The following is a 25,389-nucleotide window of genomic DNA, read 5'->3' as shown; positions in this document are numbered from 1 at the left end:
ATAGGTATCATCTCTCAAGAATCATATCAGTCCAAAATTCAAAAGGAATAAAGCCATTTTTTTCACAAGCATTAACTGCATCATGACAATCCCTGTTTAAATAAATGTAAATGTTCTCTTCCGAGCAGACCTTGGACAACTGGTCTATTGTTTTGCTTAGAATGTAATCTCCAACACTACTCCCATTATATTCAGGACTAACTGTGAAATTATCAATCCATATTTTCCCTGAATCCTTTGAAACGATGATACCCGCAACAACCCTACCATTTTCTGTTGTTATAAACTTTGAATTATTAATTGTGAAATCTTGTTTAAGCATTTCCAGGAATTCCTCATAAGTACAATTCGTGAAGTAACGATAATTTCTAGTAGATTCATATTTATAGTAAAAATCAATTATATTATTTAAGAGTTTTTCAGAATAGTTTATTTCCGACAAACCTTTTCCCAGTTCATCTGCTTGAGGTACTGGTGTATTTCCATCCTTTTTCATATACATCCGATATTTAGGTTCAAACCCATTTCTAATAATTGTGGGGATTAGATAATGTGAAAGGGTGGGAAAGTATTCAATTTCACCATACTCAAGGGATTGAATGATAAACTTTTTCGAGGTATCTTCAGCTAAAAACCATTCTTTAATATTGGGAATTGATTTTTCGATAATTTCAAATCTCTTCTCCCAACTTGATGGTAGTATCAATGTAGCACGTAATGTGTCATCTCCCTCACTTAAATGATAGAAATGGTAGAGACAATATTCATCCCCAATATAATCAATTAAATAAATTCCTTTTTCACTATAAATCTTATATCTGTCAAAATCATGCAATGGCATTTTTACAAATGGCAACATCGGAATGAAACTCGTTTTTGCATATTCAATTTTATCTGCGAATTCACTTATTGTATCTGAAGTTATTCTTTTAATATTTTTCATGACACTCACCTCCGAAATATTTAACAGGTAAATCCTGTATCTTCATTATTGCATATATAGAATGTGAAATACAGGTAAAAAACAATTGCACCAATTTTATACCTGCCTATATAGATATGGAGTGTTTTGAGTAAAATAGACATAGTTAATTTGGGGTTATGTAATAGTATGATTTAATTATAAAAAAATATAGGCTTACTCTTCCTGAGGTAAGCCTTCATACTTTACTATAATCGATCATTTTAAGAACATTCAGACTCTAGTTTGTTTACATACTCCTTAAACAAATTCCCACGCACCTCAAAATCCTTAAATTGATCCCATGCAGCGCATGCAGGACTTAAAAGAACAACATATCCTTCACTAGATGAATTGTATGCTATTTCAGTAGCCTCTTCTAAAGTATCAATAACTTTACAAGGAATGCCACATTTCTTAGCAAAATTCTCTATCCTCATTTTTGATTCACCATATGCTACAATTAGTTTTACATTTAATAAGTAGTCCTTTAACTCATCAAAGCTGTGTCCTCTATCTAATCCGCCCAGCAATAATACTGTTGATTTTGTAAATGAAGATAAAGCAACTTGAGTCGATTTTATATTAGTGGATTTAGAGTCATTATAAAAATCTATATTATTTATAGTTTTAACATATTCCATTCTATGCTCTACACCACCAAAAGCTTTTAAAACACTAATAATAACATCAGTATCTATGCCTAATTCTTTAACAACTGCAATAGCTGCCATAGCATTTTCATAATTATGCTTTCCTTTAATTTTTACTTCATTTAGCGATATTATTTTATCGTTATTATAATAAATATATCCATCAGCTACTGTACAGCCTAATTTATTTAATGAACTAGATGAAAAATATTTTTTAGTAGATTCAATATCATTTGTTAAGTTAAGAACTTCTTTGTCATCTAAATTAAGAATTGCTGTATCACTTTTAGTATGATGATTAAAAATCCTTCTTTTCATGCTCTTATAAATATGGTAGGACCCATGGAAATCAAGATGGGCTTCTGATATATTAGTTAAAACAGATATATTGGTCTTAAAGTCTAAGACATTACACAACTGATGGTCTGATACTTCCATAACCGCAATATCATTATATCTTAATTGAGATACAAAAGAACATGCAGGATATCCAATGTTGCCCATTAAAAATACGCTTTTCGAAGCTTTTTTTAAAATCTCGTAAATTATTGTTGTTGTACTTGTTTTGCCATTAGTTCCCGTAACTCCAATAATTGTGACATCTGACGGAAAATATCGAAAAGCTAACTCCAACTCATTTATAACAGGAATGTTAAGCTCACAAGCTTTTTCTATATATTTATGACTATTTGAAATACCTGGGTTTTTAACTATCATTTCAAAAGTGTTATCAATCAAATCCTCTGGATGACTACCTAAAACAATTTTGACACCCAACGATTGCAGCTCTTTCATCTGTTCTAAGTTTTGTTCAGGGTTAGCATCATTGACAATAACTTCATAGCCTTTGTTTACCAGTAGTTTCGCAGCCTCATAACCACTTCTAGCCATACCTAGGACAAAAACCTTTCTAGTAATAACACTCACTCTATCAACTCCTCTTTCATATCTATTATACTATATAACGGGTAACACCAGTAATTGCATATTATCATTATTAGAATAGAATATAATATAAACTAATTCCTATTACTACAATATTCACAATTATTATACATCTAATCAATTTATATTAACAAATCTCTAATTTAGTTAATTTTATCTTAATAAACTATATGATTATAGTAAAAACTGAAAAAGAAGAAGAATCCCCCTCATTTGTGGATCCTCCTTCTTTATTATTTATGTATTAAAATATATATTACAATAATGTACAAACTTAATTGCAACTTATATATCATCTTTTTCTTTATTAAGTTTCCACTTAAGTATAAATTCATTAGAGTCTTTTTTTAATAGATTTTTAAGCTCTTCTGAATATCCTACAAAGGATGTGCTACAATTGTTAGAAATATATTCAATAATTTCATCAATGGCTTTATCCTTAGATAAACTAACCTTATAGGTGCGGTTATCTGAAAAAACCAATATTAAGTTATTAATTTTTCCAGCTGGAATAACAAAATATACTTTTTTCTTTATAGTTTCTTTATACACCCACATTAATTCGCTCAGTGGAAGAGCAAATACAATCTGTTGGGTTTCTGCAACTATATAATTTTCAGTTATAGTAATAGGTCCATTTTTATACACATTAGATGAATTACATTCATTATCAATTTCCTCACATGTAGTTTTAAAATCTTTATTTGAAAAATTCTTAAGACTTTTTAATGCTGAGGTATTTCTTCTCATAACACCTATATATAAAGCTAGGATAAATATTGTAAATAAAACCGCAATAGTAAAATAAATCATCGTCGACTGAATTGGACTTTCATATCTTAAGTATTGAAGATATGGCACCAGTTGAAATCCTCCTGAAAGAGAGTTATTATCTTTCATAGCTTTTTTTATTACTTCTAAATCCCCATCTTCAAGTCCAACTAATTTTCCAGTTAGTATATAGGGTGCTTTTTCTTGTTCAATAAGTTTTTCATATTCCTTATTCGGAATAGATACCGCCAAAGTAAATGGAGGTAGCTTTATAGCTACAAATTTGGATTTTACATCATTTGATATTTCTATTCCTAATTTACTTACTGTCTCTGTCATTACCACATCTAAGTCATATAGCTCCTCTGCTGAAATCTGTATATAACTACCATTGTTAAGAGCTTCGCTATAATCTTCAACATTATTCACTATAACTGCATTATTCTCATTGTTATAATATGTATATATCCCTATACCTATTAATCCTATAATGGCTATAACAGAGACTATCAATCCCATAATTCTATAAATCCATCTTTTTTTATAAGCTTTTAAAAAATTTGATTCTCTCACTAATAAATCCTCCCCCTTAAATATTTTTTAGCAAGCATTTTCTATTATATGTTTTTTATTGAACATTGTCCATATTTTTCATATCATATAAATTTCTAGTTTTTAATTATTCATATAAGACTAAACCATACAAAAGTTAGTTTATTAATACTGAATACTTTCTTATTTGTATGAGAATAATAAGTTGCTAGAGAGTTTTTACATAAGGTTTTATTTCTGAATAGTGTCGATAGTATTTAGCTCTAAAATCAACAACCACTTAAAATAAAGCCTTATATAAAAAAATTATTTTTTAATAGAATAAAAGGAGACGATAAATAAATGAATGAACAAATCCCTAAGGATAAAGGTATAGATAATACTTTAAACTTATTAAAAAAGGGATATACCTTTATAAAAGATAATGTTGATAGTTACCAATCTGATATATTTGAGACCCATCTTTTAGGACAGAAAGTTATTTGTATTAGTGGAGAAGAAGCTGCCAAAATGTTTTATGATTCCGAAAGATTCAAACGACAAGGTGCTGTACCTAAAAGAATACAAAAAACATTATTTGGATTAAATGCAATTCAAGGTATGGATGGTGAAGCTCATGCTCATCGCAAACTTCTTTTTATGTCTCTTATGACACCACCACATCAAAAATATCTAGCTAAACTTACAGTTGAAAAATGGGAAGAACGCATTAGTAAATGGAAGAATTCTGAGGAAGTTGTGCTTTTTAATGAAGCAAAGGAGATTTTATGTTGGGTAGCATGTTACTGGGCTGGAGTTCCATTAGCAGAATCAGAAGTAAAGGATAGAGCAGATGATTTTAGTAATATGGTTAATGCCTTTGGAGGAGTTGGACCTCGATACTGGAAAGGAAGAAGATCTAGATGTAAAGCTGAAGATTGGATAAAAGAAATTATCAAGGACCTACGAGGTGGAAAACTTAAAGCTAAAGAAGGGTCTCCCCTTTATGAAATTGCTTTTTATAAAGATTTATACGGTAATCAATTGGATGATCAAATAGCAGCTGTAGAACTCATCAATGTAATACGTCCTATTGTTGCTATTTCAATTTTTATTACCTTTGCAGCGTTAGCTTTACATGAACATCCTGAATGTAAAGATGTATTACTTAAGGGTAATGATAATGATTTGAAAATGTTTGTGCAGGAAGTAAGACGTTACTATCCATTTGCTCCTTTCCTTGGTGCAAGGGTTAAAAAGAATTTTACATGGAATCATTATGAATTTAAAGAGAATACTCTTGTATTACTTGATATTTATGGAACAAATCATGACGCAAGAATTTGGGAGAATCCTTATGAGTTCAGACCTGAACGATTTGAAAATGGGGATAAAAGTTTATTTAATTTCCTTCCACAAGGTGGTGGTGAAACTGCAAAAGGACACCGTTGCCCTGGCGAAGATATTACCATAGAAATTATGAAAGTCAGTGTAGATTTTCTTATTAATAAAATTGAATTTCAAGTTCCTAAGCAAGACTTAACCTATAATATGGTAAAAATGCCCACATTACCTGAAAGTGGTTTTATAATGAATGATATCAAAATAAGATATTACTAAAATTTGTAAAAAATATTGGCTAGTTTTCTATAAAAAACTAGCCGTTCTTTTTAGTAACCTTGCAGTCATCATGATTATGTATTGGATAAAATTGTGGAAAGAACTGATTATTTGGATTTCCATAACACTGATTACATATTTCAATATAATTTATTAATTGAGTATCAGCACAATTTACTAGTTCTTCTGGAATATTAGAAATAGCACTGTTATCAATATTATAAATTTCCTTAAGCTGCTCGCAAAGAGAATGGAAACCATCTAACTGAGTAGCAATGTGAGCACCATGCATGTGTACAGTATGAAAATCCTTAAGCTCAGGAAGATGTTTCATTCCAATTTTTACTCCAATTCTCTTACATTCCACTTAACAAATAGTATAAGTCCTAAATTAATTATTGCTGTCATTAATAAGATTATTCCTATTGGTATTCTCATATCTATTGCTTGTCCAAATAATAATTGTCCTGGTATAACGCTTATAGTTGCTACTGCTGTTGAAAAGGCTGATACACGCCCTAGCATATCCCCTGGTACTTCTCTTTGTATAAAGGTTAGAGTTAATACATTTGATAATGATAAAGATAGCATAATTGCCATACCGCCAATCCCAAAGAGTCCTGCTAAAGCATAATTATTTAACTTTATAGATCCTAGCATGGCCATTAGTATAACCCCTACTATCATAGGAAAATATGTATAATGGACTTTTTTCATTGAGAACATCTTTGGTTTTAAGCTTATCCAAAGACCTCCTAATAGCATCCCCAATACACATACTCCTTCTACTATTCCGTAGATTTCTGAAGGAAGTCCAAGCAATATGTTTATAAAATATGGCGTAACTATGGATAATATTGGCACTAAGAAGACATTACAAAGAGCATAGGAAACTATAATTCCTAATACAATTTTCTTTTCCTTCTTTAAATAAAGGAAACTGTTTTTCATATCTACAAAGGATTTTTTCACAAAATCCTTTGATAGCAATTTGCTTTCTTTTTCATTTTTATCATTACAATTTACTTCTTCCTTTTTAACTATATCTGGAATATCTAAGAATAATTCCATTACTGCTGATACTAAGAAGCTTACTGTATTTATTACTACTATTAGTTTTATACCTACTAATCCATAAAGAATTCCTGCAAATATTGGTCCTGCAAAATTTACAACTGAACTTACTTGATTTATTATTCCATTTGCTGAAGTGAGTTTATCTTCCTCCACTATTTGTGGAATTGAAGACACTACTGCTGGTCCGTATAATGTAGAACATATTGATAGTATAAACATAACTGCTGCAACTATTGATTGATTATCTCTTCCTTTAAATAATATAAAGGCATAACCTCCAATTAATATTGAGCAGAAGAAATCTAAGTATACCATTATCTTTTTTTTATTTACTTTATCTGAAAGCCTACCTGCAATTGGTGCAAATAAAATATAAGGTATGGTTGATATTGCTAATATATTAGCAAAGACAGCTGTACTCCCTGTAGATTCTAGTAAATATAAGGACATACTAAATCTTTGAATTGCATTTCCAAAAAGTGAAATAATCTGTCCTATGACTATTATTATAAAGTTTTTATTTTTCATGCACCCTCCCTAAAAAGTTCATATTCCATACATACTGGGTATTCACCATTTTCACTTTCTTTAAGATTTGCATCTATGCCATAGATCTCTTTTAAAGTTTCTTTATTAATTACATCTATTGGCTTTCCTTTACAAATAATCTTTCCTTTTTTAAGTCCAATTATATTATCTGCAAATCTACAAGCGTTGTTAAGCTCATGAAGCACTATAACTACTGTAATATTTTTTTCTTTATTAAGCTTTTGAAGCACCTCTAATACCTCAAGCTGATAGGACATATCTAAGTAAGTTGTAGGCTCATCAAGCATTATAATCTCTGTTTCTTGAGCTAAAATCATGGCAATCCAAGCTCTTTGCCTTTGTCCACCAGATAAATTTTCAACTTCTCTATCACCAAACTCACTAAGCCCAGTTTCCTCTATTGCCCAATCAATAATTTCTTTATCATGACTATTAAGTCCACCTATGATTTTTTGATGAGGAAATCTTCCAAAGGCTACAAGTTCTCTCACTGTAAGCCCACTTGGACAAACTGGTCCTTGAGGAAGAAAGGCAATTTCTTTTGCTATATTCTTTTCTTTTATTTTCTTTATATTTTTATTATTTATAAAAATATCTCCATTTTTAGGCTTATTAATTCTTGATATAGTTTTAAGCAGTGTTGATTTTCCACATCCATTTGCTCCAATTATTATACTTATTTTTCCCTTTGGTATGCATAAATCCATATTTTCAATTATTGTATTGTTTTCATATGATACTGATAAGTTCTTTGCGTTAATAGCTTCCATAATTATTTCTCCTTCATCATTAAATAAATAAAATATGGTACTCCTAATATCGATACTGTTATTCCAACTGGAATTTCAATTGGAGAAAATAAATTTCTTGAAACTGCATCTGCAAGAAGAATTATTATAACACTTATTATTGCTGATATTACAACAAAGTTCTTATGATAAGGCCCAACTAATTTCCTCGCAATATGAGGAGATATAAGTCCTAAGAATCCTATATTTCCTGCAAAGGCTGTTGCTGTTCCAGCTAATATAACTACAAAACTTAGAAACTTTTTTCTTTCTTTTTCTAAATTTAATCCTAAAGATAAGGCAAGTTCATCTGAAAGATTTAAAACGTCTAACTTTTTATGATTCAATAAAACTAATACAAACATTAAAGTTACTATTAGAATACTTATTTTTGCATAGCTCCATCCTGATCCCCAAAGGCTTCCTGACGTCCAAACTAACACTCTATTGTAATCTCCAACCCCACCCCTAAAGGTAAAAAAGGTTATAAAGGCATTAAGACCTGCATTTAATCCAATTCCTATTAATAAAAGTCTTTTAGGTCTTATTCCGTTTCTGCTAGATAGCATATATATTATAAAGGAAGAAACTCCTGCTCCTACTATAGCCATAAAGGGTAATACAAAGATTGAAAGTTGTCCAAGTTCACTATAATAGTTAGAAGTTTGATAAGTAATAAATATCACTGCTGCCACCGCTGCTCCAGCATTTATACCTATTATTCCTGTATCTGCCAAATCATTTTTAGTTATAGTTTGAAGAATTGCTCCTGCTGTTGATAAGGCAATTGCTACAAAAGTTCCAACTAAAAGTCTTGGTAGTCTAATACTTAATATTGCTGTGTTTTGAAGCCTTGTTCCATTTCCAAGAAGGGTATTTATAACTTCTAAAGGAGAAACTTTATATGTACCCCAGCATAATGTAACTCCAAAGGAGATAACTAATAGTGCTAATAAAACTATTAAAGTTATTTTAAATCTTTTTTTCTTCATTATCCCCTCTCCTTTCTAGCTACTGATATGAAAAATGGTATTCCTATTAATGCTGTAAATATTCCAATTGGAGTTTCATAGGGATCAAATAACATTCTTGCTGCAATATCTGCATAAGTTAAAAGAAGTGCTCCAAGTAAAAAAGAACATGGTATGTTTCTTCTATAGTCTTCTCCTAATATTTTTCTAACTATTTGAGGCACAATAAGCCCAACAAAAGCTATGTTTTTTCCTACTGCTACTGCTGCTGCACACATAGGTATCATAACCATAAGTGTTGTAAATCTTATTTTCCCAGGATTTTCTCCAAGTCCTATGGCAACATCATCTCCAAGATTTAATATATTTATCTTTGATGATAATAAAATGGCTATAATAAGTCCTATAGTTCCTACCATAAATACCAGTTTAAAATCTGCCCAACTTGCATTTCTAAAGCCCCCAGATACCCAAAAACCTATCATTTGAGATTGGTTTGATAATAGTCCAATTATTGTGGTTAATGAAATAAAAAATGTACTCATAGCTGTTCCTGCTAAAAGTATCTTTGCTATAGAATTATTATTTGCTTTTTTTGATATAAAACCTAAAACTATAATTCCAGTTATCAATGCTCCTATAAAAGAGGCTATCATAACGTTCTGCGTATTTATGGTTATTCCTAATGCATAAAAAATCGCTATTACTAAAGTAGCTCCTTGGCTTACACCTAAAATCGATGGTTCAGCTATGGGGTTTCTAGTAACACCTTGTATCATTGCTCCTGTGACTCCTAAAATTCCTCCTGTAAATAGTACAGAAAGAGCTCTTGGAATACGAACATCTCTAACTAGCATAAGCTCAAGAGTTTCGCTATAATTAAAGATACTGTTCCAAATCTCTGAAAAGCCGATATGGACAGCCCCTAACCTTACGGCTAGAAGCAGTCCTATTATCAGAAGTAACATACTAAAAATTATAAAAGCTAGGGTATGTTTTTTATTTTGTTTCATTTAACATGCCACCTATTTCATCTAGTAATAATTCTCTACCTATTGGACTGTACCCTTGGTTAAAATATGGTGAAGCTCCTAATTTAACTACTTTTCCTTCTTTAACTGCAGGTAAGCTATTCCAAATTGCATTGCTTTGAAGCCTTGCATAATCTTCATCTGTTGCCATTAGGAATATGTATTCAGATTTAATTGCTGCTAAACCTTCATAAGTCACTACAGGGAGACTGATATCACTTTGCTCTGGCATTCCTTGTGGTTTAGCAAGTCCCATATCTTCATATAATACAGAACCAAAACCTGCGCCATCAAATACAAAAAATTGTCCGCCACTTGCTAAGAATGAAAGATATGTTGCATCTTCTCCATATTCTTCTTTAATCTTATCTCCTGCTGCTTTAGCTTTTGCTTCATATTGTTCAATCCATTTATTCGCTATATCTTCTTTATTGAATAATTTTCCTAAAGAGCTTATATCATCTTTCCAGTTTAATGCCTCTAATTTAACCATAACTGTTGGAGCAATTTCACTTAATTGATCATACATTTTTTCTTGAACTGTTGATATGACTATTAAGTCTGGCTCTAAATTCATAACAGCTTCTACATCCATAGTATCTTGCATGCTATATCCTAAAATTTGTGCTCCTTTTAATGTATCTTCTAAATATGAAGGGAATTTAGTATAGTCATAGGCATCACTATTTGCAGTTCCTATAACCTTATACCCTAAAATTGATAAAATATCACTATTACCACTTAAATCTACTATCTTTTGAGGTTCTGCTGGTATTTTAACCTCTCCTCTTACATCTGTAACTGTTACAGTCTTTTCTATTGACTTATCATCGCTTGGACTACCCTTAACTCCACAACCTACGAGCATTATAGCAGTCATACAAGAAACTACTAATGTCTTTAATAAATTTCTCTTCATAATATACCTCCATACATTCTTCATCACTAATTTCTATATTGTTGTTCTATTCGTTCCAATTGTATATGATATTCATTATCATTTCAATTCTTGCACCTAATTTAATAATTTTATCATCTATTAGAATAATTTATGTTATAATAAACAGAGTTCTTAAAAATATTATATCCAAAGCTAGATAAATAATTTATTTATGATAATTAAGACTTTAAAATTTATAAAAAATGAGGGATAATCTATGGTTTCTAGAACAACAAAGGATTTTCAAAATAGAGTTTTAAATAAAATGACTTTTACATCCTATCCTATGGAAAACTACACTATATATAAGAATGAAGATAGACCTGAACTTGGATATTTTATTAAATATGGTAGAGAAGGATATTATGACTTTGGAATTGGTGATTATACCATACCATTAAATTTTTCTCTTTCCTTTGATCACAATGAAGAATTAATGCGTTTTGGAACTGTTTATACTGGTGAGACTACCTTTGAAATTGAAAATAATCCTGTTTCTTCTTTTAGTCCTTCCTCATTTTTTGTAGTTGAGAAAAGTCTAAAAGGAAAGCAGGATTGGAGAAAAGGTCAACACTTTCATGGCGTAGAAATAACAATTTATAAAAAATACTTTGATGAAGTAGTAAAACCAAACTTTCCAAAGACTATAGATTTTGATAACTTTATTAGTAACTATACTTATCACTATCTACCTGTTGAGATAGCTTCTGTTGTTCAAAACTTAAAGAATCTAGCTGAAGCTGATCGTCTAACTCCTTTATATTTAGAAAGTAAGATCTTAGAATCTATAGCTTTACTTTATAATGAAATATATTCCTCACCAGAAAATGCCTTTACTAACCAATTAAATTATGGTGATATTAAAATAGGGAAAAATAGACGTATTACTTTAACTGCTTCAGATGTAAATGCAATACAAAAAGCCCATGATATTTTAACAAAAGAAGCTTGCAATCCTCCTACCATTAAAAGCTTAAGTAAAATGGTGTTTCTAAATGAGCAAAAATTAAAAGCAGGTTTCTTAGCAAAATATCATATGTGTATTAGCCAATATACTAATTCCATTAAAATGACAATGGCAGAAAATCTGTTATCTACAACAGAATTAAGTATTGATGAAATATCTAAAATGGTTGGATATAATTATAGTGGAAACTTCGTAAAAATGTTTAAAAAGGTTCATGGAAAAACACCATTGGCTTTTAGGAAAATGAAAGGTTAAAATTGAATACAAATGTGAATTTATTTTTCATAGTATGCTAAAGTCTACTCTAATTATTTTCAAATAATAAACCGTAACAGGTATAAAGTAGACTTTTTAGCCATTACTTGAGCTGATTACTATATTCATCCTTTGTTAGAGCATAATATAATTCTCCATCATATTCATTGTAATGACTCAATCTATATTTTTATTAGTCTTTTTTGTTTTTATATTTGGCTTTGTTTTAAATGATTGTTGATTTTAGAGCTATATATTATTGCGAAGCAAACCATTTGCAGGAATATTAGATTTACTTAGGCCATATGAAAGTGAAAAGCGTTAAGAAATACAACCTGTTCGAGAGAATCGAGTTGTTGTATTTTAGCTTTTTACTTGAATAGGGCCTTAGTAAATCAATCTTTCGAAACGGTTTAAGTGTAAACTTAGATTCCTGCAGAGCAAAGGAATCTCTAGTTGAACTTATGCATAGCTGTGAGTAATAATATATAGTTCATTATCAACACTATATTAAAACAAAGCCTTATATTCCCATTCACTTTTATTGAGTTTATAATAGTAAAAGTCTTGACCATCAATCTTCATAGTACCCATTAATTTAAAACCACATTTTTGTATTACCTTATTTGAAGGGGTGTTATATGTTAATGCAGTAGCATTTAACACATCAGTATTAGTGTTCTCAAATAAGTATTTTATTAGACCTTGAGCAGCTTGAGTTCCATATCTCTTACATGTATAATCTTTTGAAATAGCATAACCTATCTCTCTATTTGGTGGTGGCAATTCCTCTTTCAAACCTGAAGTAATCCAACCAATAAGCTCATTTGTCTTCTTTAATATAATTCCTAATCGCAGAACATGTCCCTTAATATTAGGAACAGCCTCCAAGAACTCTTTATTCTCTTTAATTTCGTATTTAGTTAACCACTCTCTATGTTTCTCCTTTGTTGCTATCCAATCAGGTAGAAATTCCTTTATTTCAGGCTGTAAGGTGATATTATATATTGCATCCAAATCTTCCATTTGGAATTCTCTTAGTACTATATCCACACATTCTATTGTAAAAATATTTTTTGAATTTCCATTATTAAGATCTGTAGCGTTTCTATCATACATAATAATTATCATTCCTTTCAGTGTTAAATAAAATCTTCAATATTACTTTGCTATTTCAAAGTATTCTTCCTTAGTTAACAAATAATATAGCAATCAATCTATTTGTTTCAATTCTTATTGCTTTTATTGTATTCATTATGTTCCACCTTAATTAATGGGAATAATACTTGAATTTCTTATTCCATAATAGCATTAGGCTTTTTATTAGAACAACCTAATACTTAATTCATAAATAAAAATGCGCCATCTAATATAAATTAAACAGCACACTTTCTATTATCATATATTCTTTTTTTGTAAAATAATTCTTTGTATAATTTTAGTTGACAAATAATACGTTTGTGAAAGACTTTGAAAATATCTTCATGTAAAATATCTTCAGTAAAAATATTCATCATTTGCATAACTCATTATCTGATTTTCCTATTCATTTAAGCACTTGAAAATTAGCATTGGAAGTATCTTCATCTGCTCTTAAATAAGCGTAACTACGAAGCTTATCTAAAAGTCTTGAAGCTTCAACATCTTTTTCCAAGTATTCTAAAAATTTTTCGCTACTATTAAGCTTTCCTGCAAACGTTCCTAGCTCTGGTATTAGACACTTTACTTTTTTAAAATCCAACTCCCATGCTCCTATATTCTTATACATTTTCTCTATATTCCATTTATATTTATCTTCAATTTCATTTCTTATCATTAATCTCATAACTTCACCCCTTATGAAATTTTTCATATAATTATTTCATTAAAACTACAGATAAAATTAATTTTCACAATCTTAATGAATAATATTTCATGTATAATTTTAACATGTCTGATTGATAAGGTAAAAGCTACAAAATGTTTCTGTATCATTCTTGAACTGCTGCAAACCACATTTACTTATGATACGGTTCACCATAGCTATTTCAAGTGAGGTCTTAATTATATAATTAGATTCACTAAAATAAAAAGAATAAAATATAAATTAAAAATCAAAATTATCTGGATCTGGTCCTACTCTTAAATCTTGATTTAAGCTATCTATCCTATCAATATCAACCTTACTTAGATTAAAATCAAATATATCTATATTTTCAATTAACCTCCTCTCATTTGTAGATTTAGGAATAGTTACTACTTGACTTTGTAAATCCCAACGTAGCACTATTTGAGCTACTGTTTTATTGTACTTCTTAGCTATTTCTTTTAATATCTCATTTTCTAATAATCCATTACCGGCCATTAAAGGTGACCATGCCTCAACTTGAATATCATTTTCTTTGCAAAATTCTCTAACCTTTTTTTGACTTAAATAGGGATGTAATTCTACTTGATTTATAACAGGTTTTATTTCAGCATCACCTAATAAATCTTGAAGATGATGAACTTGGAAATTACTTACTCCTATAGCTCTAACACGACCTTTTTTATATAGATATTCTAATGCTTTCCAAGCTTCTTTATACTTTCCTTCTACTGGCCAATGAATAAGGTATAAATCTAAATAATCCACACCTAATCTATTTAAGCTTGCTTCATAAGCTGCTATGGTTGATTCATATCCTAAATCAGCATTCCAAACCTTAGAAGTTATAAACAAATCTTCTCTTGAAATCCCTGCTTCCTTTATACCTTCTCTTATTCCTTCTCCCATAGCTTCTTCATTTCCATATATAGCTGCACCATCAATGCTTCGATATCCACTTTTTATTGCCGCTTTAACTGCATTTATTAATTCTGAACTATCCTCTACTCTGAAAACCCCAAGTCCTAATCTTGGCATTTCAATACCGTTGTTTAAAGTAATTGTACTATTCATATTATCTATCATGTTAATTCTTCTCCTTCCAAACCTTTAATTATTTTTATTAATATATTTATCTTATGAAATTCATAAAATTCTTATTCTCTCTTTTTGGTGCTACAATCTCTATTGATTTATATGTATTTCCCTCCTTTTTAGGACTTCCATTAAGAGCAACTACCTTTATATTACATCTCCTTATGTCTGCTTTTTTATCTCCCCACTTATGTCCTCATTATATAAATACCTATACTACCTAACAAGTACGCACTTTTAAGTTAGATGTCTTACCTAAAGGTAAGAATTATTATAATACCTTATTTATATAAGAAAATAAGATATTAATATAAACAGGACATATTCTTTATTTATATTAATAACTTTAGTATAATGTCTTATGTAAAAATATTTGAAAGTAGGTAATTTAATGATTTCTTTCAATAACAAAAAATATGTTTGTTTATTAGATTTTGCAATGGATTTTATACGTGGTAAATGGAAGGCTCTTTTATTATGTAGTTTATATAATGGGCCCAAAAAATTTTTAGAGCTTCAAAGAGTTGTTAAAGGCATAAGCCAAAAAATTTTAAATGAAAATTTAAAAGAATTAGAAAGCGATGGATTAATAGGTAAGGTAATATATGCTGAAATTCCACCTAAAGTTGAATATCATCTAACTGATAAAGGGAAAGAAATTACTAAACTCATTAAGGAGTTTGAAGCTTGGTCTATTAAATATTACCCTGATTTAGATGGCAGTTGTGAATAATATAATTAATATTTCTTCTTCATTGAATTCTCATTAAAACTAAAAAACTCCTATGTAATCACATTATACATAGGAGTTTTTCTTGTATTAAACTCTTATAAAATTCTACTTTTTTGTTTATCTTCTTTAATTAATATATTTAACTTCTCTATAATTATTTCATATAAATTATTATCTATTATTCTATCTTTTCTCATACAATTTTAGTAAAAATTGCACTTATTTATGGTACGGTTCTCCGTATCAGTAGTAAGTGAGGTTTTTTATATAGTTTCATAAATATATATTTATCTATTAGGTAAACTGGAATCTACACTTTTCTTTTCTTATATTTTTCTTTTGCATATTCATAGGATTCTTTAATAAAAGGTTTTAATTCTTCAAAAGTCTTTTCAGAGGGATTTAGTAAACATATCCATCCCATCCACGCATATATAGGGTGAGGAAGAATTTGATTTATTGCAGAAAAATCATACTTCATATCTACAACGTCGCCTTTATTTGGGCGTTTAGGTATTTCATTAAACATTTTAGCAAAAGTATTCTTACGAATTCCTAAATTTACACGATAGATGTTTTCTCTATCTAGTTCTGAGCTTTTGTCATTCTCTCCATCTTTTTCCTTTACCGTCAAAATATAAACTCCACGCTTTAGTTTGTTGTTTGGATTATAGAATATTCCTCTTTCTCCCCAACTGCTGACTAAAACAGTTCCTTCTAAATTTTCAAGACAATATTTCAAAATTTCATCTGCTGTCATATTCGCTACCTCGCTTAAAATTCTAATTTATCTATTCACTAAATATGAATATTTTCTATTAATTAAATCTACATATTCAGGTATCACAACATCACACTCAACATAGGCTTTATTCTTTATTTTTATAATTCTTTAATCATAAAAAACTTCTGATTTGGAACAGATATTAACTGTGGTGTCTCCTTAGGTGCATATAGTTCTTTTTCATCCTTTCTAATCTTAGTCTATCGCTTAAATTATACTATATATTGAGTAATATTTCCTTTAAGCATCTCATATTAAGGTATAAAATAACTCACGACAATCCTTATCGTGAGTTTAACTTGTATAAATTATATAAACCTCTTCTCTTAATTATCCAATTTCAGTAAAAATCTCACTTATTTATGGTGCGGTTCACTCTAAATAATCCTAAATTTATATATAGTGAAAAAAACTCGACTAATTTAAATTATAATTGCTTTAATTTGCTAGCATCTATAACTTTTAATATAGAATCAGCCGCTTTCTTTGCGCCTCCAGCATCTTTGAAGCTTTTTGCTAATTTATTTGCATTTTTCTTATATTCATCATTATTCATAACCTTTAATACTATCTCTCTTATATACTCTGCACTATTATATTTCAAAAAAGCTCCAGCTCCTAAATCAGCAACTCGTTTTGCTACCATTCCTTGTTCTTCTTGCTGTGGATACAATACCATAGGAACACCATAATACAAACTTTCATTAACACTATTCATACCGCAGTGGGTCATAAACACATCTACATTTTGAAGTACTCTAATTTGTTCAACAGTATTCTTCACTTCAAAATTATTTGGTATATTCCCTAGTTCTTCAATTGCAGTACCTTTCCCAACTGACATAACTACATCAACATCACAAGTTTCAAAGGCTTTTATACAGTTTTTATAAAATTTTATATTTTTATTATTTACCGTTCCCAGTGAAATATATATTTTTTTACGTTTTCTTTCTTCGTATTCAACCTTTATATTAGATACCGAAGGCCCTATAAAGGAATATTTATCTGAAAAAGTCTCCACCATTGGTTGAAACTCCTTTGAAGTATATACAATAGTATCTGTATCATTATCATTTTGGATTATAGAAATAAAATTCTTAACTCCATATCCATTTTTTCGTAAAAGATTTATTTTCTTATTAATACGTCTCATTCCTAAAATCATACGCATGATTTCATTAAAGTTTTGCTTCATCATTTTTGCTGTATACTTATTAAATGCAAAAGTTGTGGTAGAACATACATAGGTAATATTTAATTTTTCTGCAAATAGCTTACCCCAGAAGCATAAGGAGTCTGATACAATACAATCTGGATTGAAATCCTTAAGTTCACTACATACTTTTTCATCCAAAGCTATAGTTGTATCTGCTATCATTTCAATTAAAGCAGCAAAATCCTTTCCAATTTTTTTCTCATCTCCAGGCTTTAATTCTGGAAGATACTTATCACAACTAATGAATTTCGCACCTGCCCCTTCAATTTTTTCTTTAAAATCATTAAAAGAATAATACCATATTTCATGACCTCTACATGATAATTCACGCACTACCTCAATTGTAGGATTAGTATGTCCATGTGCAGGAATACAAAAAAATACTATTTTACTCATATTGTAATCCTCCTCTTTCCAATTCATCTGCTTAAAAATTGTTATTCCTTTGTTGCCACTCCAATTTTTCCCATGAAATTTATAAGGTCACGTTGATGTACAATGGCAATTCCTCTATCTTCATCTCCCAATATCAATAAATTATCACCAGGGTTAATATTAAATAATTCTCTCGCTTTTTTAGGAATAACGATCTGACCCCGTTCTCCAACCACCACAGATCCAAAGAAATATTTTCCTTTAGGCGGCACCACAATACCTGAATCTTCCTCTGAATGATTAACTAAATCATCGATAGTAACGTTATACAAGTTTGCAAGTGCAATACAACTACTTATATCTGGAGTTGATTCTCCGTTTTCCCATTTGGCTACAGCTTGCCTTGAAACATTAATCTTCTCAGCCACCTCTTCTTGTGTATATTGATTGATTTTCCTTAATCTTTTCAAATTTATACAAATCATATTTATCATACCTTTCATATTTATTATATTTCTCTCACTTTTTAATGTCTATCAACCAATATTAACATTCATGTATATATTTATATTGCAAGTATAAAATCTAACGAGAAGATAGCTTAGTAAATCACCAATCGAATAGGAGCTGAATAAAATAATTATTCAGCTCCTAAATGTATTAAGTACCTTTCCATATATTGAGATTCTGAAAAGATTATTATACTATCATTTATTTCTTCAACTAAAGATGCATAACCATATGGATTATTTCCATGTGATCCTCACACTGCTTATAGATTTATTCCTTGAGGATAGTAAAATAAGTTATATGGATCATATTTTTCTTTCACAGTTTTTAGCCAAGGTACATTATTACCAAAATAATTATATAAATAATTAGGTATATTAATATCACAATAGTTAAGATATCCAAAACCTGCATATGGAAGTAAGGACTTTCTTAAACTATTTACCCATCTAATTGTATCATTAGCATACATACTATACTTAAGAAGCCATTCGGCATCAATTTCTATTAATACTTTAGCACGTCTATGAGGATAAGCGCTAGGTAAACCTTCATTTTCTGCAATCTTTCCTCCTAATAGGAGGAATCCAATATCTATTGGTGGCTGTATAGGCGGTGAATTATCTAAATAATCAAACATTATTTCACAAGGTTCTTTTCCTAATGGATTATATGCAAATAATCCTGTAATCTTAAATCCTTTTGGTGTAGACACAAAACCTGGACGCCTCTGTACAGATTCCTTAAAACTAATATGCTTTGTTGTATAATTCATTTTATTAGGAACTTTTAATAAAACGCTTAAAGCTTCTTCCATTTCTTTTTCTGTGCTTCTTACTCCTACTCCATATAGTGCAATAGCATCTTTAGTCATAGAAACCTTAATGGTATACCTATTATCTAAATGTTCCCCTACCTCTTGAAATGCTTGAATTACTTCATACCTACTCTTTTTAGACCATTGAGCAGTCACTACTGTTACTTTATCAACTGGATATACTTTAAAAGTAAGTGACACTACTACTCCAAAATTATTACTACCTGCTCCTCTTAATGCAGCAAATAAATCTTGATTTTGATATGAATTAGCAGTTATTATCCTGCCAAAAGCATCTACTATTTGTGCTTCTACTAGATTATCGCATACTAACCCATATTCCCTTTGTAAAAAGCCAACTCCTCCTCCTAATGTAGTTCCTGCAACCCCAATAGATTGACAGCCTCCTCCAACAAATGCAAACCCATATTCAGTTATCTTAGGATGAAGTTGTTCTTGCCTATATCCTGCCCCTATTCTTACATAACCTTCATTAGTATCTATTTCAAAATCAAGTAAATTAGAAACATCTATCACAACAGCATCATTTGCCACAGAAAATGCTTCATAGTTATGACCACCACTTCTACAACGTATATTTAATCCTTGATTTCTTGACCAATTTACTGCATTAACTACATCTGTTATATTATTAGGATATACAATTACCCTTGGGTAGTAACTAAAATATAAATTTGCAGTTCTACGAACAATATTATAACTTTTATCTGCTTTGGTTATAACAAGTCCTGTTAACCCCTCTGTCATATTGATTTCCTCCAACTTTATTAGCCATATATTATGGCATTACATGTAATGCTATAATATATGTTAATAACTTAGGAGCTGTTCTTAGTATATTTATTTGAAAACAAACTAAATATATTTAGCTGTTAATGATGCTTCACAGTTACATAATTGTTTTGGAGTTCCCTTAAATATTATCTCTCCACCTTTTGTTCCACCATCGGGGCCCATATCAATAATCCAATCTGCTCTTTTAATTATATCTATATTATGTTCAACTATTATAACTGTATTTCCGCTATCTACAATATCTTCAATTATATTTATAAACTTTTCAATATCAGCCATATGAAGACCAGTTGTAGGTTCATCTAATATATATACAGAACTCTTATTATGTAATTCACTAGCAAGCTTTAATCTTTGACATTCTCCGCCAGATAATGTATCAAGAGTTTGCCCTAAAGTTAAATATCCAATGCCCATTTTTTCAATAGATTGCAGTTTGGTTTTAATTGGCTTTAAATTAAAGAATTCAATTGCATCTGAAACAGACATTTCAAGAACTTCTATTATGTTTCTTCCTTGAAATTTATAATCTAAAGCTTCTTTTTTAAACTTTTTACCTTCACAAACATCACAAGTGCTCTTTATATTTTCCATGAATGCAAGATTTGTTTCTATTATTCCGCTTCCATTGCAATTCTCACAAGCACCTTCTGAGTTTGAGCTAAATAATGATGCATTAACACCATTTGCTTTAGCAAAAGCTTTTCTTATATTATCCATAATTCCACTATAAGTTGCTAAACTTGATCTTGAATTGGCTGATACAGGATTTTGATCTATAAGTACAGCATCCTTATTTTGTTCCATGAATTCATGCTTAATTAATGTACTTTTACCTGAACCTGCAACTCCTGTTACTAAAGTTAGTACTCCTTTAGGGATTGTGACAGATATATTTTTTAAATTATTTTTATTACAATTTACTACCTCTAAATATCCTTTATGCTCTCTTACTTTTTCCTTAATAGTAAGAGATTTATGTAATGCATTACCAGTTAAGGTTCCTGATTTAAGTAGGTTCTCATAGTTTCCTTCATATACAATTTCTCCGCCATATTTTCCTGCTCTTGGCCCTACATCTATAATATGATCTGCAATTTTAATAACATCAGGATCATGTTCAACAACTATTACTGTATTACCTTTGTCACGTAGTTTCATTAAAAGATTATTTAGCTTATGTACATCTCTTGGGTGAAGTCCTATACTAGGTTCGTCAAAAATATACATTAAATCTATAAGGTTACTATTTAAGTATTTAACTATTTTTATACGTTGAGATTCTCCACCTGATAATGATACTGTTTCTCTATCTAAAGTTAAATATCCAAGACCTATATCTATGATATTATTTAGCTTTTCTATTATCCCTTTAATTAAAGGCTCAGCTTCTGGTTCATCTATTTCTTTAATTACTTTAACTAATTCATCAATTTGCATACTAGTTAAATCTGCTATATTATAACCATTAATTAAGCATCCATAAACTCTTTCATGAAGTCTTTTTCCCATGCAAACAGGACACTTCTCTTCCACAAGAAGTTGATTTAGTTTTTTCCTTGCAGCTTCAGAGATCTCTCCTTCTTTCTTTAAATATAACCTATTAAATTTAACCATTAGACCTTCATAAGTTATGTTCATTCCACCTGTTTCATCTATCTTAATTTTCTCTAGCTCACCATATAAGAACTTATCTAGTTCTTCTTTTGAATAGTCACATATCTTCTTATCATTATCAAAATATCCTGACTCAGCAAATATCTTAAAGTGCCAAGAACCTACTCCAAAGCCTGAAAGTAAAATAGCTCCTTCATTTAATGATTTGCTTCTATCAAGTATCTCATCCATGTTAGGAACTAACTTTTTACCAAGTCCCTCACATTCTGGGCACATACCATTAACATCATTAAAAGAAAACATATTAGCCTTTCCGATATAAGTGCTTCCAAATCTTGAATATAAAGCTCTTAGAAAGGAATTTATATCTGTAATAGTACCTAATGTCGATCTTGAATTGCCACCAATTCTACTTTGATCGATAATAATTGGTGTCGATAAATTTTCTATATGATCAGCTTTAACCTCACCATACTTAGGTAAAAAGTTCCTTATAAAAGCACTGAATGTCTCATTCAATTGACGTTGTGCTTCCTTTGCAACTGTTTCAAAAACAATAGATGACTTTCCAGAACCAGATACCCCTGTGAATATGGTTATCTTTCTTTTAGGTATTTTTAATGAAATATCCTTTAAATTATTTTCTTTACAGCCTTTTAAAACTATAAACTCCTTCTCCATATTTATCACCCTTATTCCTTAATGTATTTAGCTGAGAAATGTTCTATAATTTTCCGCCTACTTACCTCCCTTCTGATAATTCATAGATTAAATTATAGCACATGTCACAAACTCTGGTCATATAGTGTAGGGTTGTAATTTTTTATAGGATAGAAATACAGTGGCTAATTAGTCACTGTATTTTTCGTTGATTCCAATGCTTAGGCCAGGTTCACGTTACCAGCACGCATTCAGTTTATATACCTATTTATAGCTTTAAACTATTTTATACGGCTCCACTTTGACTCTACTTGTAATATATCATCTACGATTTTTATATCACAGTTCCATAAGTAAGTTTTCATCCATAGCTTACCAGGCATTGGCTGCCAACCATTTTGAGGGTTAATTTGAAGTTTAATTGAATCATTATTTTTCCTTACTAAATAAGTTCCCCCCATAATTCCTTTAACCTCATCAACAGATAATGAAAAATGTCCTAGTATTTCTGTATTATCCTTTAATAAAATAATATCTTGTATAGGTGGAGAAAAAGTTATTTTCATTTCACTATTGCTGTCAATTCTTTTTACGGACTTTATTTCAGGATGTGTATTGTTTATGTTAATTGAATAAATACAATTATCTATTTTTATTTCATCTACATCTGTAGTAAATTCTATTGGTTCTATTATACCTGTATAATCATTATTCAAATCTTTAATATTATTAAAATAAGAATATCTAGCCAAATAAACCCTTTTAAAATTACATAATGGAAAAAGTTTAATAGGCTTTAGATCTTTTTCATCTATCTTTACAAATATATCGGTGTGTTTTTGCTCCACCATATTAAATTTTTTTAAATATATGATAGGAAATTTATCTGGTCTATCACTCATACTACCTACAGGTGCTAGAAGACCAAAACTATCTAGTTTATTCTTATTCTCTTTTATTTTAAACTCTATAATTCTATCTTCCCTATCCCTTAAAGATAGATGTACATCTATCCCTTTTTCAGTTACATCAAACTGTACCTTCATGGAATCAACTTCGTATATAGTTACTTTATTCAGTAATGATTTATACTTATCCCCGTCTAATTTCAGTCCCTTTGTATAGTAAATATCTGATTCACCATCCTGCCTTCCCATAAGTACAATGTAATATATGAAATTTTCTTGTTTCACTTGCTGTAATTCTATAGCTTTATAAGTAGTATCTCCCTCAAAATCAATTAAGCAAAGCTTCTCAATTATCACTTGCTCATCTTTAAATTTAATTAGTGGATAAATATATTTATTATTACCTGTCTCATAAATTGAAGGATTATTCTTTTTATCACCTAAGTACTTTTCTTCGTTAACCGGGCTATTTTCAGGAACCATAAAGATTGGACAAATTTTTGAAATTAACTTTCCTAACACTTCTATACATCTCCTTTAAACTTTTAAAATGCATTAGTATGATTTTTGTTATTTAATTTCTTAAAATCTAACATTTTATATTATTGAATTAGTAATTTATATAGGTATTTTAGGTTTGAAAAGATTATTGTTTTGGTCTCCTCATTTTTGCTTATAAAACTTCGATTATTAATCCATTTACACAATTCACCATGTAAATAACTATGCAATATATTTCCGACAGAGCTTGCTTTCTCATTTGAAATATTATTATTACTCATTTTTATAAATTGTGAAAATCCCTCTCCTGATTTATTCAATATTTTAGTAACTTCAGGAGAAGGGTTTCCACCTATAGACTCAAACCATATAAATCTATACCACCCGGGATGTTGCATAGAAAAATCAATTAAATTGGATAAAATTAAGAAGAACTTTTCTTCATCATCTTTTTGATGACTCAGACCATTACTGGAATAATCCATCATCATAAGAAGTACCTGACCAAGTGCTTCCCAAAATATTTCATTCAAACTACTAAAATAGTTATATAAATTTGTATGTGCACACCCAACTTCTTTAGCAATATCTCTTAAAGTTACATCATTCATTCCTTCATTTCTATCAATCAAGCTTAATGTAGTTTCTAAAATAAATTCCTTACTTATATGTTTTTTATCATTTTTCAATTTAGTCTCCCCTTTCATTACCTAAGGTAATTACCATAGGTAATATTTTACCGATATTTTCATATTATGTCAATAAGATTAATATAATTTTATTTATACGTTTTTTAAATGTTCACTTAAACGTAGATTACTTCTTATTCCATCTACTTTATTATTTGCGCTAATATATTGTTCCAAAAAAATAATGGGACTATCTCATTCTAAAAATCACTTTTTATTTTGAGATGATCCCATTATATATATCTTCTTAATTTTATAACCTTTATTACATTATATATTATTGTCCGCATCTATAACTTGTCAGCCTTTGTTGCTATCCAAGTAGGAATATAAGTATCCAATAACTCATTCATTGCCCTATCTTCATACGCTTAAATGGTTCTTTTATATCACTGTTTAGCAGTTCAGAATATGTTTTTACTTTACGGAATGTATTCCCCATCATTTCATGATTTCGATAATCTCTTAGTTCTTCCAAATCATATTCTGCTATAAAAATATCCTCTGTTTCATCATCTGCCATTACAATCTTATTATCAATAGGTATCCCATTCTTATCCCAAGTTATTGGACTGAAAGCACAGGAACATCCTGCATTTTCCCCTGGTGGATCTGCCATTACAACTCCAACCATATTCTCATAAGCTCTAGTAGATAAAGCTTGGACTCGAGGCCGCATTGCTCCACAATCATTTGGTAGTAAAATTAATTCTGTTCCCTTTAGCATAATTTTTATTAAGCTCATTTAGAATATGTTGCA

Annotated in this window: 23 protein-coding genes; 3 read left to right on the top strand and 20 right to left on the bottom strand. The window is 29.8% G+C overall.

From position 1 onward, the window contains the following. Positions 1-7 precede the first annotated feature (7 nt). From ACI48Q_RS09470 to ACI48Q_RS09460, 3 genes are all read right to left on the bottom strand, one after another. Positions 8-943, bottom strand: a complete 936-nt coding sequence (locus ACI48Q_RS09470; RefSeq protein ID WP_474918838.1) for a GNAT family N-acetyltransferase — start codon at positions 941-943, stop codon at positions 8-10. A 242-nt stretch (positions 944-1,185) separates the two neighbouring features. Then, on the bottom strand, positions 1,186-2,541 hold the full coding sequence (murD, locus tag ACI48Q_RS09465; RefSeq protein WP_474918837.1) for a UDP-N-acetylmuramoyl-L-alanine--D-glutamate ligase: 1,356 nt from the start codon (positions 2,539-2,541) through the stop codon (positions 1,186-1,188). 303 nt (positions 2,542-2,844) lie between these two features. Beyond that, on the bottom strand, positions 2,845-3,903 hold the full coding sequence (locus ACI48Q_RS09460; RefSeq protein WP_474918836.1) for a DUF6709 family protein: 1,059 nt from the start codon (positions 3,901-3,903) through the stop codon (positions 2,845-2,847). A 321-nt stretch (positions 3,904-4,224) separates the two neighbouring features. Here ACI48Q_RS09460 and ACI48Q_RS09455 point away from each other — a divergent pair, with 321 nt between their 5' ends. Beyond that, positions 4,225-5,481 (top strand): cytochrome P450, encoded by a 1,257-nt coding sequence (locus ACI48Q_RS09455; protein ID WP_474918835.1) that lies wholly within the window; start codon positions 4,225-4,227, stop codon positions 5,479-5,481. Positions 5,482-5,518: 37 nt separating this feature from the next. Here ACI48Q_RS09455 and ACI48Q_RS09450 read toward each other — a convergent pair whose 3' ends face one another. The 6 genes from ACI48Q_RS09450 to ACI48Q_RS09425 are packed head-to-tail and all read right to left on the bottom strand — an operon-like array spanning position 5,519 to position 10,816. Then, on the bottom strand, positions 5,519-5,815 hold the full coding sequence (locus ACI48Q_RS09450; protein WP_474918834.1) for a hypothetical protein: 297 nt from the start codon (positions 5,813-5,815) through the stop codon (positions 5,519-5,521). A gap of 8 nt (positions 5,816-5,823) precedes the next feature. Next, complete coding sequence (locus ACI48Q_RS09445; RefSeq protein WP_474918833.1) at positions 5,824-7,086, bottom strand: MFS transporter; 1,263 nt, start codon at positions 7,084-7,086, stop codon at positions 5,824-5,826. Then, entirely contained in the window at positions 7,083-7,877 is a 795-nt protein-coding gene (locus ACI48Q_RS09440; protein WP_474918832.1) for an ABC transporter ATP-binding protein, read from the bottom strand. Before ACI48Q_RS09440 ends, ACI48Q_RS09445 begins: the two co-directional genes overlap by 4 nt. A gap of 2 nt (positions 7,878-7,879) precedes the next feature. After that, positions 7,880-8,887, bottom strand: coding sequence for a FecCD family ABC transporter permease (locus tag ACI48Q_RS09435; RefSeq protein ID WP_474918831.1), 1,008 nt, complete (start codon positions 8,885-8,887; stop codon positions 7,880-7,882). After that, positions 8,887-9,879 carry a FecCD family ABC transporter permease gene (locus ACI48Q_RS09430; protein ID WP_474918830.1) on the bottom strand — a complete coding sequence of 331 codons (993 nt, stop codon included), beginning with the start codon at positions 9,877-9,879 and terminating at the stop codon, positions 8,887-8,889. Before ACI48Q_RS09430 ends, ACI48Q_RS09435 begins: the two co-directional genes overlap by 1 nt. After that, on the bottom strand, positions 9,866-10,816 hold the full coding sequence (locus tag ACI48Q_RS09425; RefSeq protein WP_474918829.1) for an ABC transporter substrate-binding protein: 951 nt from the start codon (positions 10,814-10,816) through the stop codon (positions 9,866-9,868). Before ACI48Q_RS09425 ends, ACI48Q_RS09430 begins: the two co-directional genes overlap by 14 nt. A 238-nt stretch (positions 10,817-11,054) precedes the next feature. Between ACI48Q_RS09425 and ACI48Q_RS09420 the strand changes: the two genes are divergently transcribed. After that, a complete protein-coding gene (locus tag ACI48Q_RS09420) occupies positions 11,055-12,059 on the top strand; it encodes a helix-turn-helix domain-containing protein (protein WP_474918828.1) in 1,005 nt (334 codons plus the stop codon). A 510-nt stretch (positions 12,060-12,569) separates the two neighbouring features. Here the strand turns inward: ACI48Q_RS09420 and ACI48Q_RS09415 are convergent. From ACI48Q_RS09415 to ACI48Q_RS09405, 3 genes are all read right to left on the bottom strand, one after another. Beyond that, complete coding sequence (locus ACI48Q_RS09415) at positions 12,570-13,178, bottom strand: GNAT family N-acetyltransferase (protein ID WP_474918827.1); 609 nt, start codon at positions 13,176-13,178, stop codon at positions 12,570-12,572. A 427-nt stretch (positions 13,179-13,605) separates the two neighbouring features. Beyond that, the gene (locus ACI48Q_RS09410; protein WP_474918826.1) at positions 13,606-13,884 is read right to left on the bottom strand and encodes a hypothetical protein; all 279 of its coding nucleotides are present in this window, start codon (positions 13,882-13,884) and stop codon (positions 13,606-13,608) included. Positions 13,885-14,145: 261 nt separating this feature from the next. After that, on the bottom strand, positions 14,146-14,991 hold the full coding sequence (locus ACI48Q_RS09405; protein WP_474918825.1) for an aldo/keto reductase: 846 nt from the start codon (positions 14,989-14,991) through the stop codon (positions 14,146-14,148). A gap of 400 nt (positions 14,992-15,391) precedes the next feature. On the opposite strand from ACI48Q_RS09405, the gene ACI48Q_RS09400 reads away from it, so the two are divergent. Continuing rightward, entirely contained in the window at positions 15,392-15,733 is a 342-nt protein-coding gene (locus ACI48Q_RS09400; RefSeq protein WP_474918824.1) for a winged helix-turn-helix transcriptional regulator, read from the top strand. Between the two features lie 310 nt (positions 15,734-16,043). On the opposite strand, the gene ACI48Q_RS09395 is transcribed toward ACI48Q_RS09400, so the two are convergent. The 8 genes from ACI48Q_RS09395 to ACI48Q_RS09360 all read right to left on the bottom strand — a co-directional run bounded on the left by ACI48Q_RS09395 (position 16,044) and on the right by ACI48Q_RS09360 (position 25,356). Further along, positions 16,044-16,493 (bottom strand): DUF6194 family protein, encoded by a 450-nt coding sequence (locus ACI48Q_RS09395; protein ID WP_474918823.1) that lies wholly within the window; start codon positions 16,491-16,493, stop codon positions 16,044-16,046. Between the two features lie 451 nt (positions 16,494-16,944). Further along, positions 16,945-18,132 carry a macrolide family glycosyltransferase gene (locus ACI48Q_RS09390; protein ID WP_474918822.1) on the bottom strand — a complete coding sequence of 396 codons (1,188 nt, stop codon included), beginning with the start codon at positions 18,130-18,132 and terminating at the stop codon, positions 16,945-16,947. Between the two features lie 41 nt (positions 18,133-18,173). Beyond that, positions 18,174-18,596 carry a helix-turn-helix domain-containing protein gene (locus tag ACI48Q_RS09385; RefSeq protein WP_474918821.1) on the bottom strand — a complete coding sequence of 141 codons (423 nt, stop codon included), beginning with the start codon at positions 18,594-18,596 and terminating at the stop codon, positions 18,174-18,176. A gap of 287 nt (positions 18,597-18,883) precedes the next feature. Next, on the bottom strand, positions 18,884-20,206 hold the full coding sequence (locus ACI48Q_RS09380) for an FAD-binding oxidoreductase (protein ID WP_474918820.1): 1,323 nt from the start codon (positions 20,204-20,206) through the stop codon (positions 18,884-18,886). Between the two features lie 108 nt (positions 20,207-20,314). Beyond that, positions 20,315-22,552 carry an ATP-binding cassette domain-containing protein gene (locus ACI48Q_RS09375; RefSeq protein ID WP_474918819.1) on the bottom strand — a complete coding sequence of 746 codons (2,238 nt, stop codon included), beginning with the start codon at positions 22,550-22,552 and terminating at the stop codon, positions 20,315-20,317. A 260-nt stretch (positions 22,553-22,812) separates the two neighbouring features. Beyond that, positions 22,813-23,961, bottom strand: a complete 1,149-nt coding sequence (locus ACI48Q_RS09370) for a hypothetical protein (RefSeq protein ID WP_474918818.1) — start codon at positions 23,959-23,961, stop codon at positions 22,813-22,815. Positions 23,962-24,041: 80 nt separating this feature from the next. Beyond that, positions 24,042-24,629, bottom strand: coding sequence for a TetR/AcrR family transcriptional regulator (locus ACI48Q_RS09365; RefSeq protein ID WP_474918817.1), 588 nt, complete (start codon positions 24,627-24,629; stop codon positions 24,042-24,044). Positions 24,630-24,978: 349 nt separating this feature from the next. Beyond that, positions 24,979-25,356, bottom strand: coding sequence for a carbon-nitrogen hydrolase family protein (locus ACI48Q_RS09360; protein WP_474918816.1), 378 nt, complete (start codon positions 25,354-25,356; stop codon positions 24,979-24,981). Positions 25,357-25,389: the final 33 nt, after the last annotated feature.

The sequence above is a fragment of the Clostridium sp. LXY-7 genome, assembly GCF_056172015.1.
This window is presented reverse-complemented; position numbering and strand designations above follow the sequence as displayed.

Excerpts from the sequence above, each read along its gene's own strand:
- ACI48Q_RS09395 (WP_474918823.1), bottom strand. The coding sequence starts at position 16,493 with ATGACAGCAGATGAAATTTTGAAATATTGTCTTGAAAATTTAGAAGGA.
- ACI48Q_RS09385 (WP_474918821.1), bottom strand. The coding sequence starts at position 18,596 with ATGATTTGTATAAATTTGAAAAGATTAAGGAAAATCAATCAATATACA.
- ACI48Q_RS09425 (WP_474918829.1), bottom strand. The coding sequence starts at position 10,816 with ATGAAGAGAAATTTATTAAAGACATTAGTAGTTTCTTGTATGACTGCT.
- ACI48Q_RS09400 (WP_474918824.1), top strand. The coding sequence starts at position 15,392 with ATGATTTCTTTCAATAACAAAAAATATGTTTGTTTATTAGATTTTGCA.
- ACI48Q_RS09430 (WP_474918830.1), bottom strand. The coding sequence starts at position 9,879 with ATGAAACAAAATAAAAAACATACCCTAGCTTTTATAATTTTTAGTATG.
- ACI48Q_RS09450 (WP_474918834.1), bottom strand. The coding sequence starts at position 5,815 with ATGAAACATCTTCCTGAGCTTAAGGATTTTCATACTGTACACATGCAT.
- ACI48Q_RS09455 (WP_474918835.1), top strand. The coding sequence starts at position 4,225 with ATGAATGAACAAATCCCTAAGGATAAAGGTATAGATAATACTTTAAAC.
- ACI48Q_RS09375 (WP_474918819.1), bottom strand. The coding sequence starts at position 22,552 with ATGGAGAAGGAGTTTATAGTTTTAAAAGGCTGTAAAGAAAATAATTTA.
- ACI48Q_RS09470 (WP_474918838.1), bottom strand. The coding sequence starts at position 943 with ATGAAAAATATTAAAAGAATAACTTCAGATACAATAAGTGAATTCGCA.
- ACI48Q_RS09410 (WP_474918826.1), bottom strand. The coding sequence starts at position 13,884 with ATGAGATTAATGATAAGAAATGAAATTGAAGATAAATATAAATGGAAT.
- ACI48Q_RS09420 (WP_474918828.1), top strand. The coding sequence starts at position 11,055 with ATGGTTTCTAGAACAACAAAGGATTTTCAAAATAGAGTTTTAAATAAA.
- ACI48Q_RS09380 (WP_474918820.1), bottom strand. The coding sequence starts at position 20,206 with ATGACAGAGGGGTTAACAGGACTTGTTATAACCAAAGCAGATAAAAGT.
- ACI48Q_RS09405 (WP_474918825.1), bottom strand. The coding sequence starts at position 14,991 with ATGATAGATAATATGAATAGTACAATTACTTTAAACAACGGTATTGAA.
- ACI48Q_RS09360 (WP_474918816.1), bottom strand. The coding sequence starts at position 25,356 with ATGCTAAAGGGAACAGAATTAATTTTACTACCAAATGATTGTGGAGCA.
- ACI48Q_RS09415 (WP_474918827.1), bottom strand. The coding sequence starts at position 13,178 with ATGTATGATAGAAACGCTACAGATCTTAATAATGGAAATTCAAAAAAT.
- ACI48Q_RS09390 (WP_474918822.1), bottom strand. The coding sequence starts at position 18,132 with ATGAGTAAAATAGTATTTTTTTGTATTCCTGCACATGGACATACTAAT.
- ACI48Q_RS09435 (WP_474918831.1), bottom strand. The coding sequence starts at position 8,887 with ATGAAGAAAAAAAGATTTAAAATAACTTTAATAGTTTTATTAGCACTA.
- ACI48Q_RS09440 (WP_474918832.1), bottom strand. The coding sequence starts at position 7,877 with ATGGAAGCTATTAACGCAAAGAACTTATCAGTATCATATGAAAACAAT.
- ACI48Q_RS09445 (WP_474918833.1), bottom strand. The coding sequence starts at position 7,086 with ATGAAAAATAAAAACTTTATAATAATAGTCATAGGACAGATTATTTCA.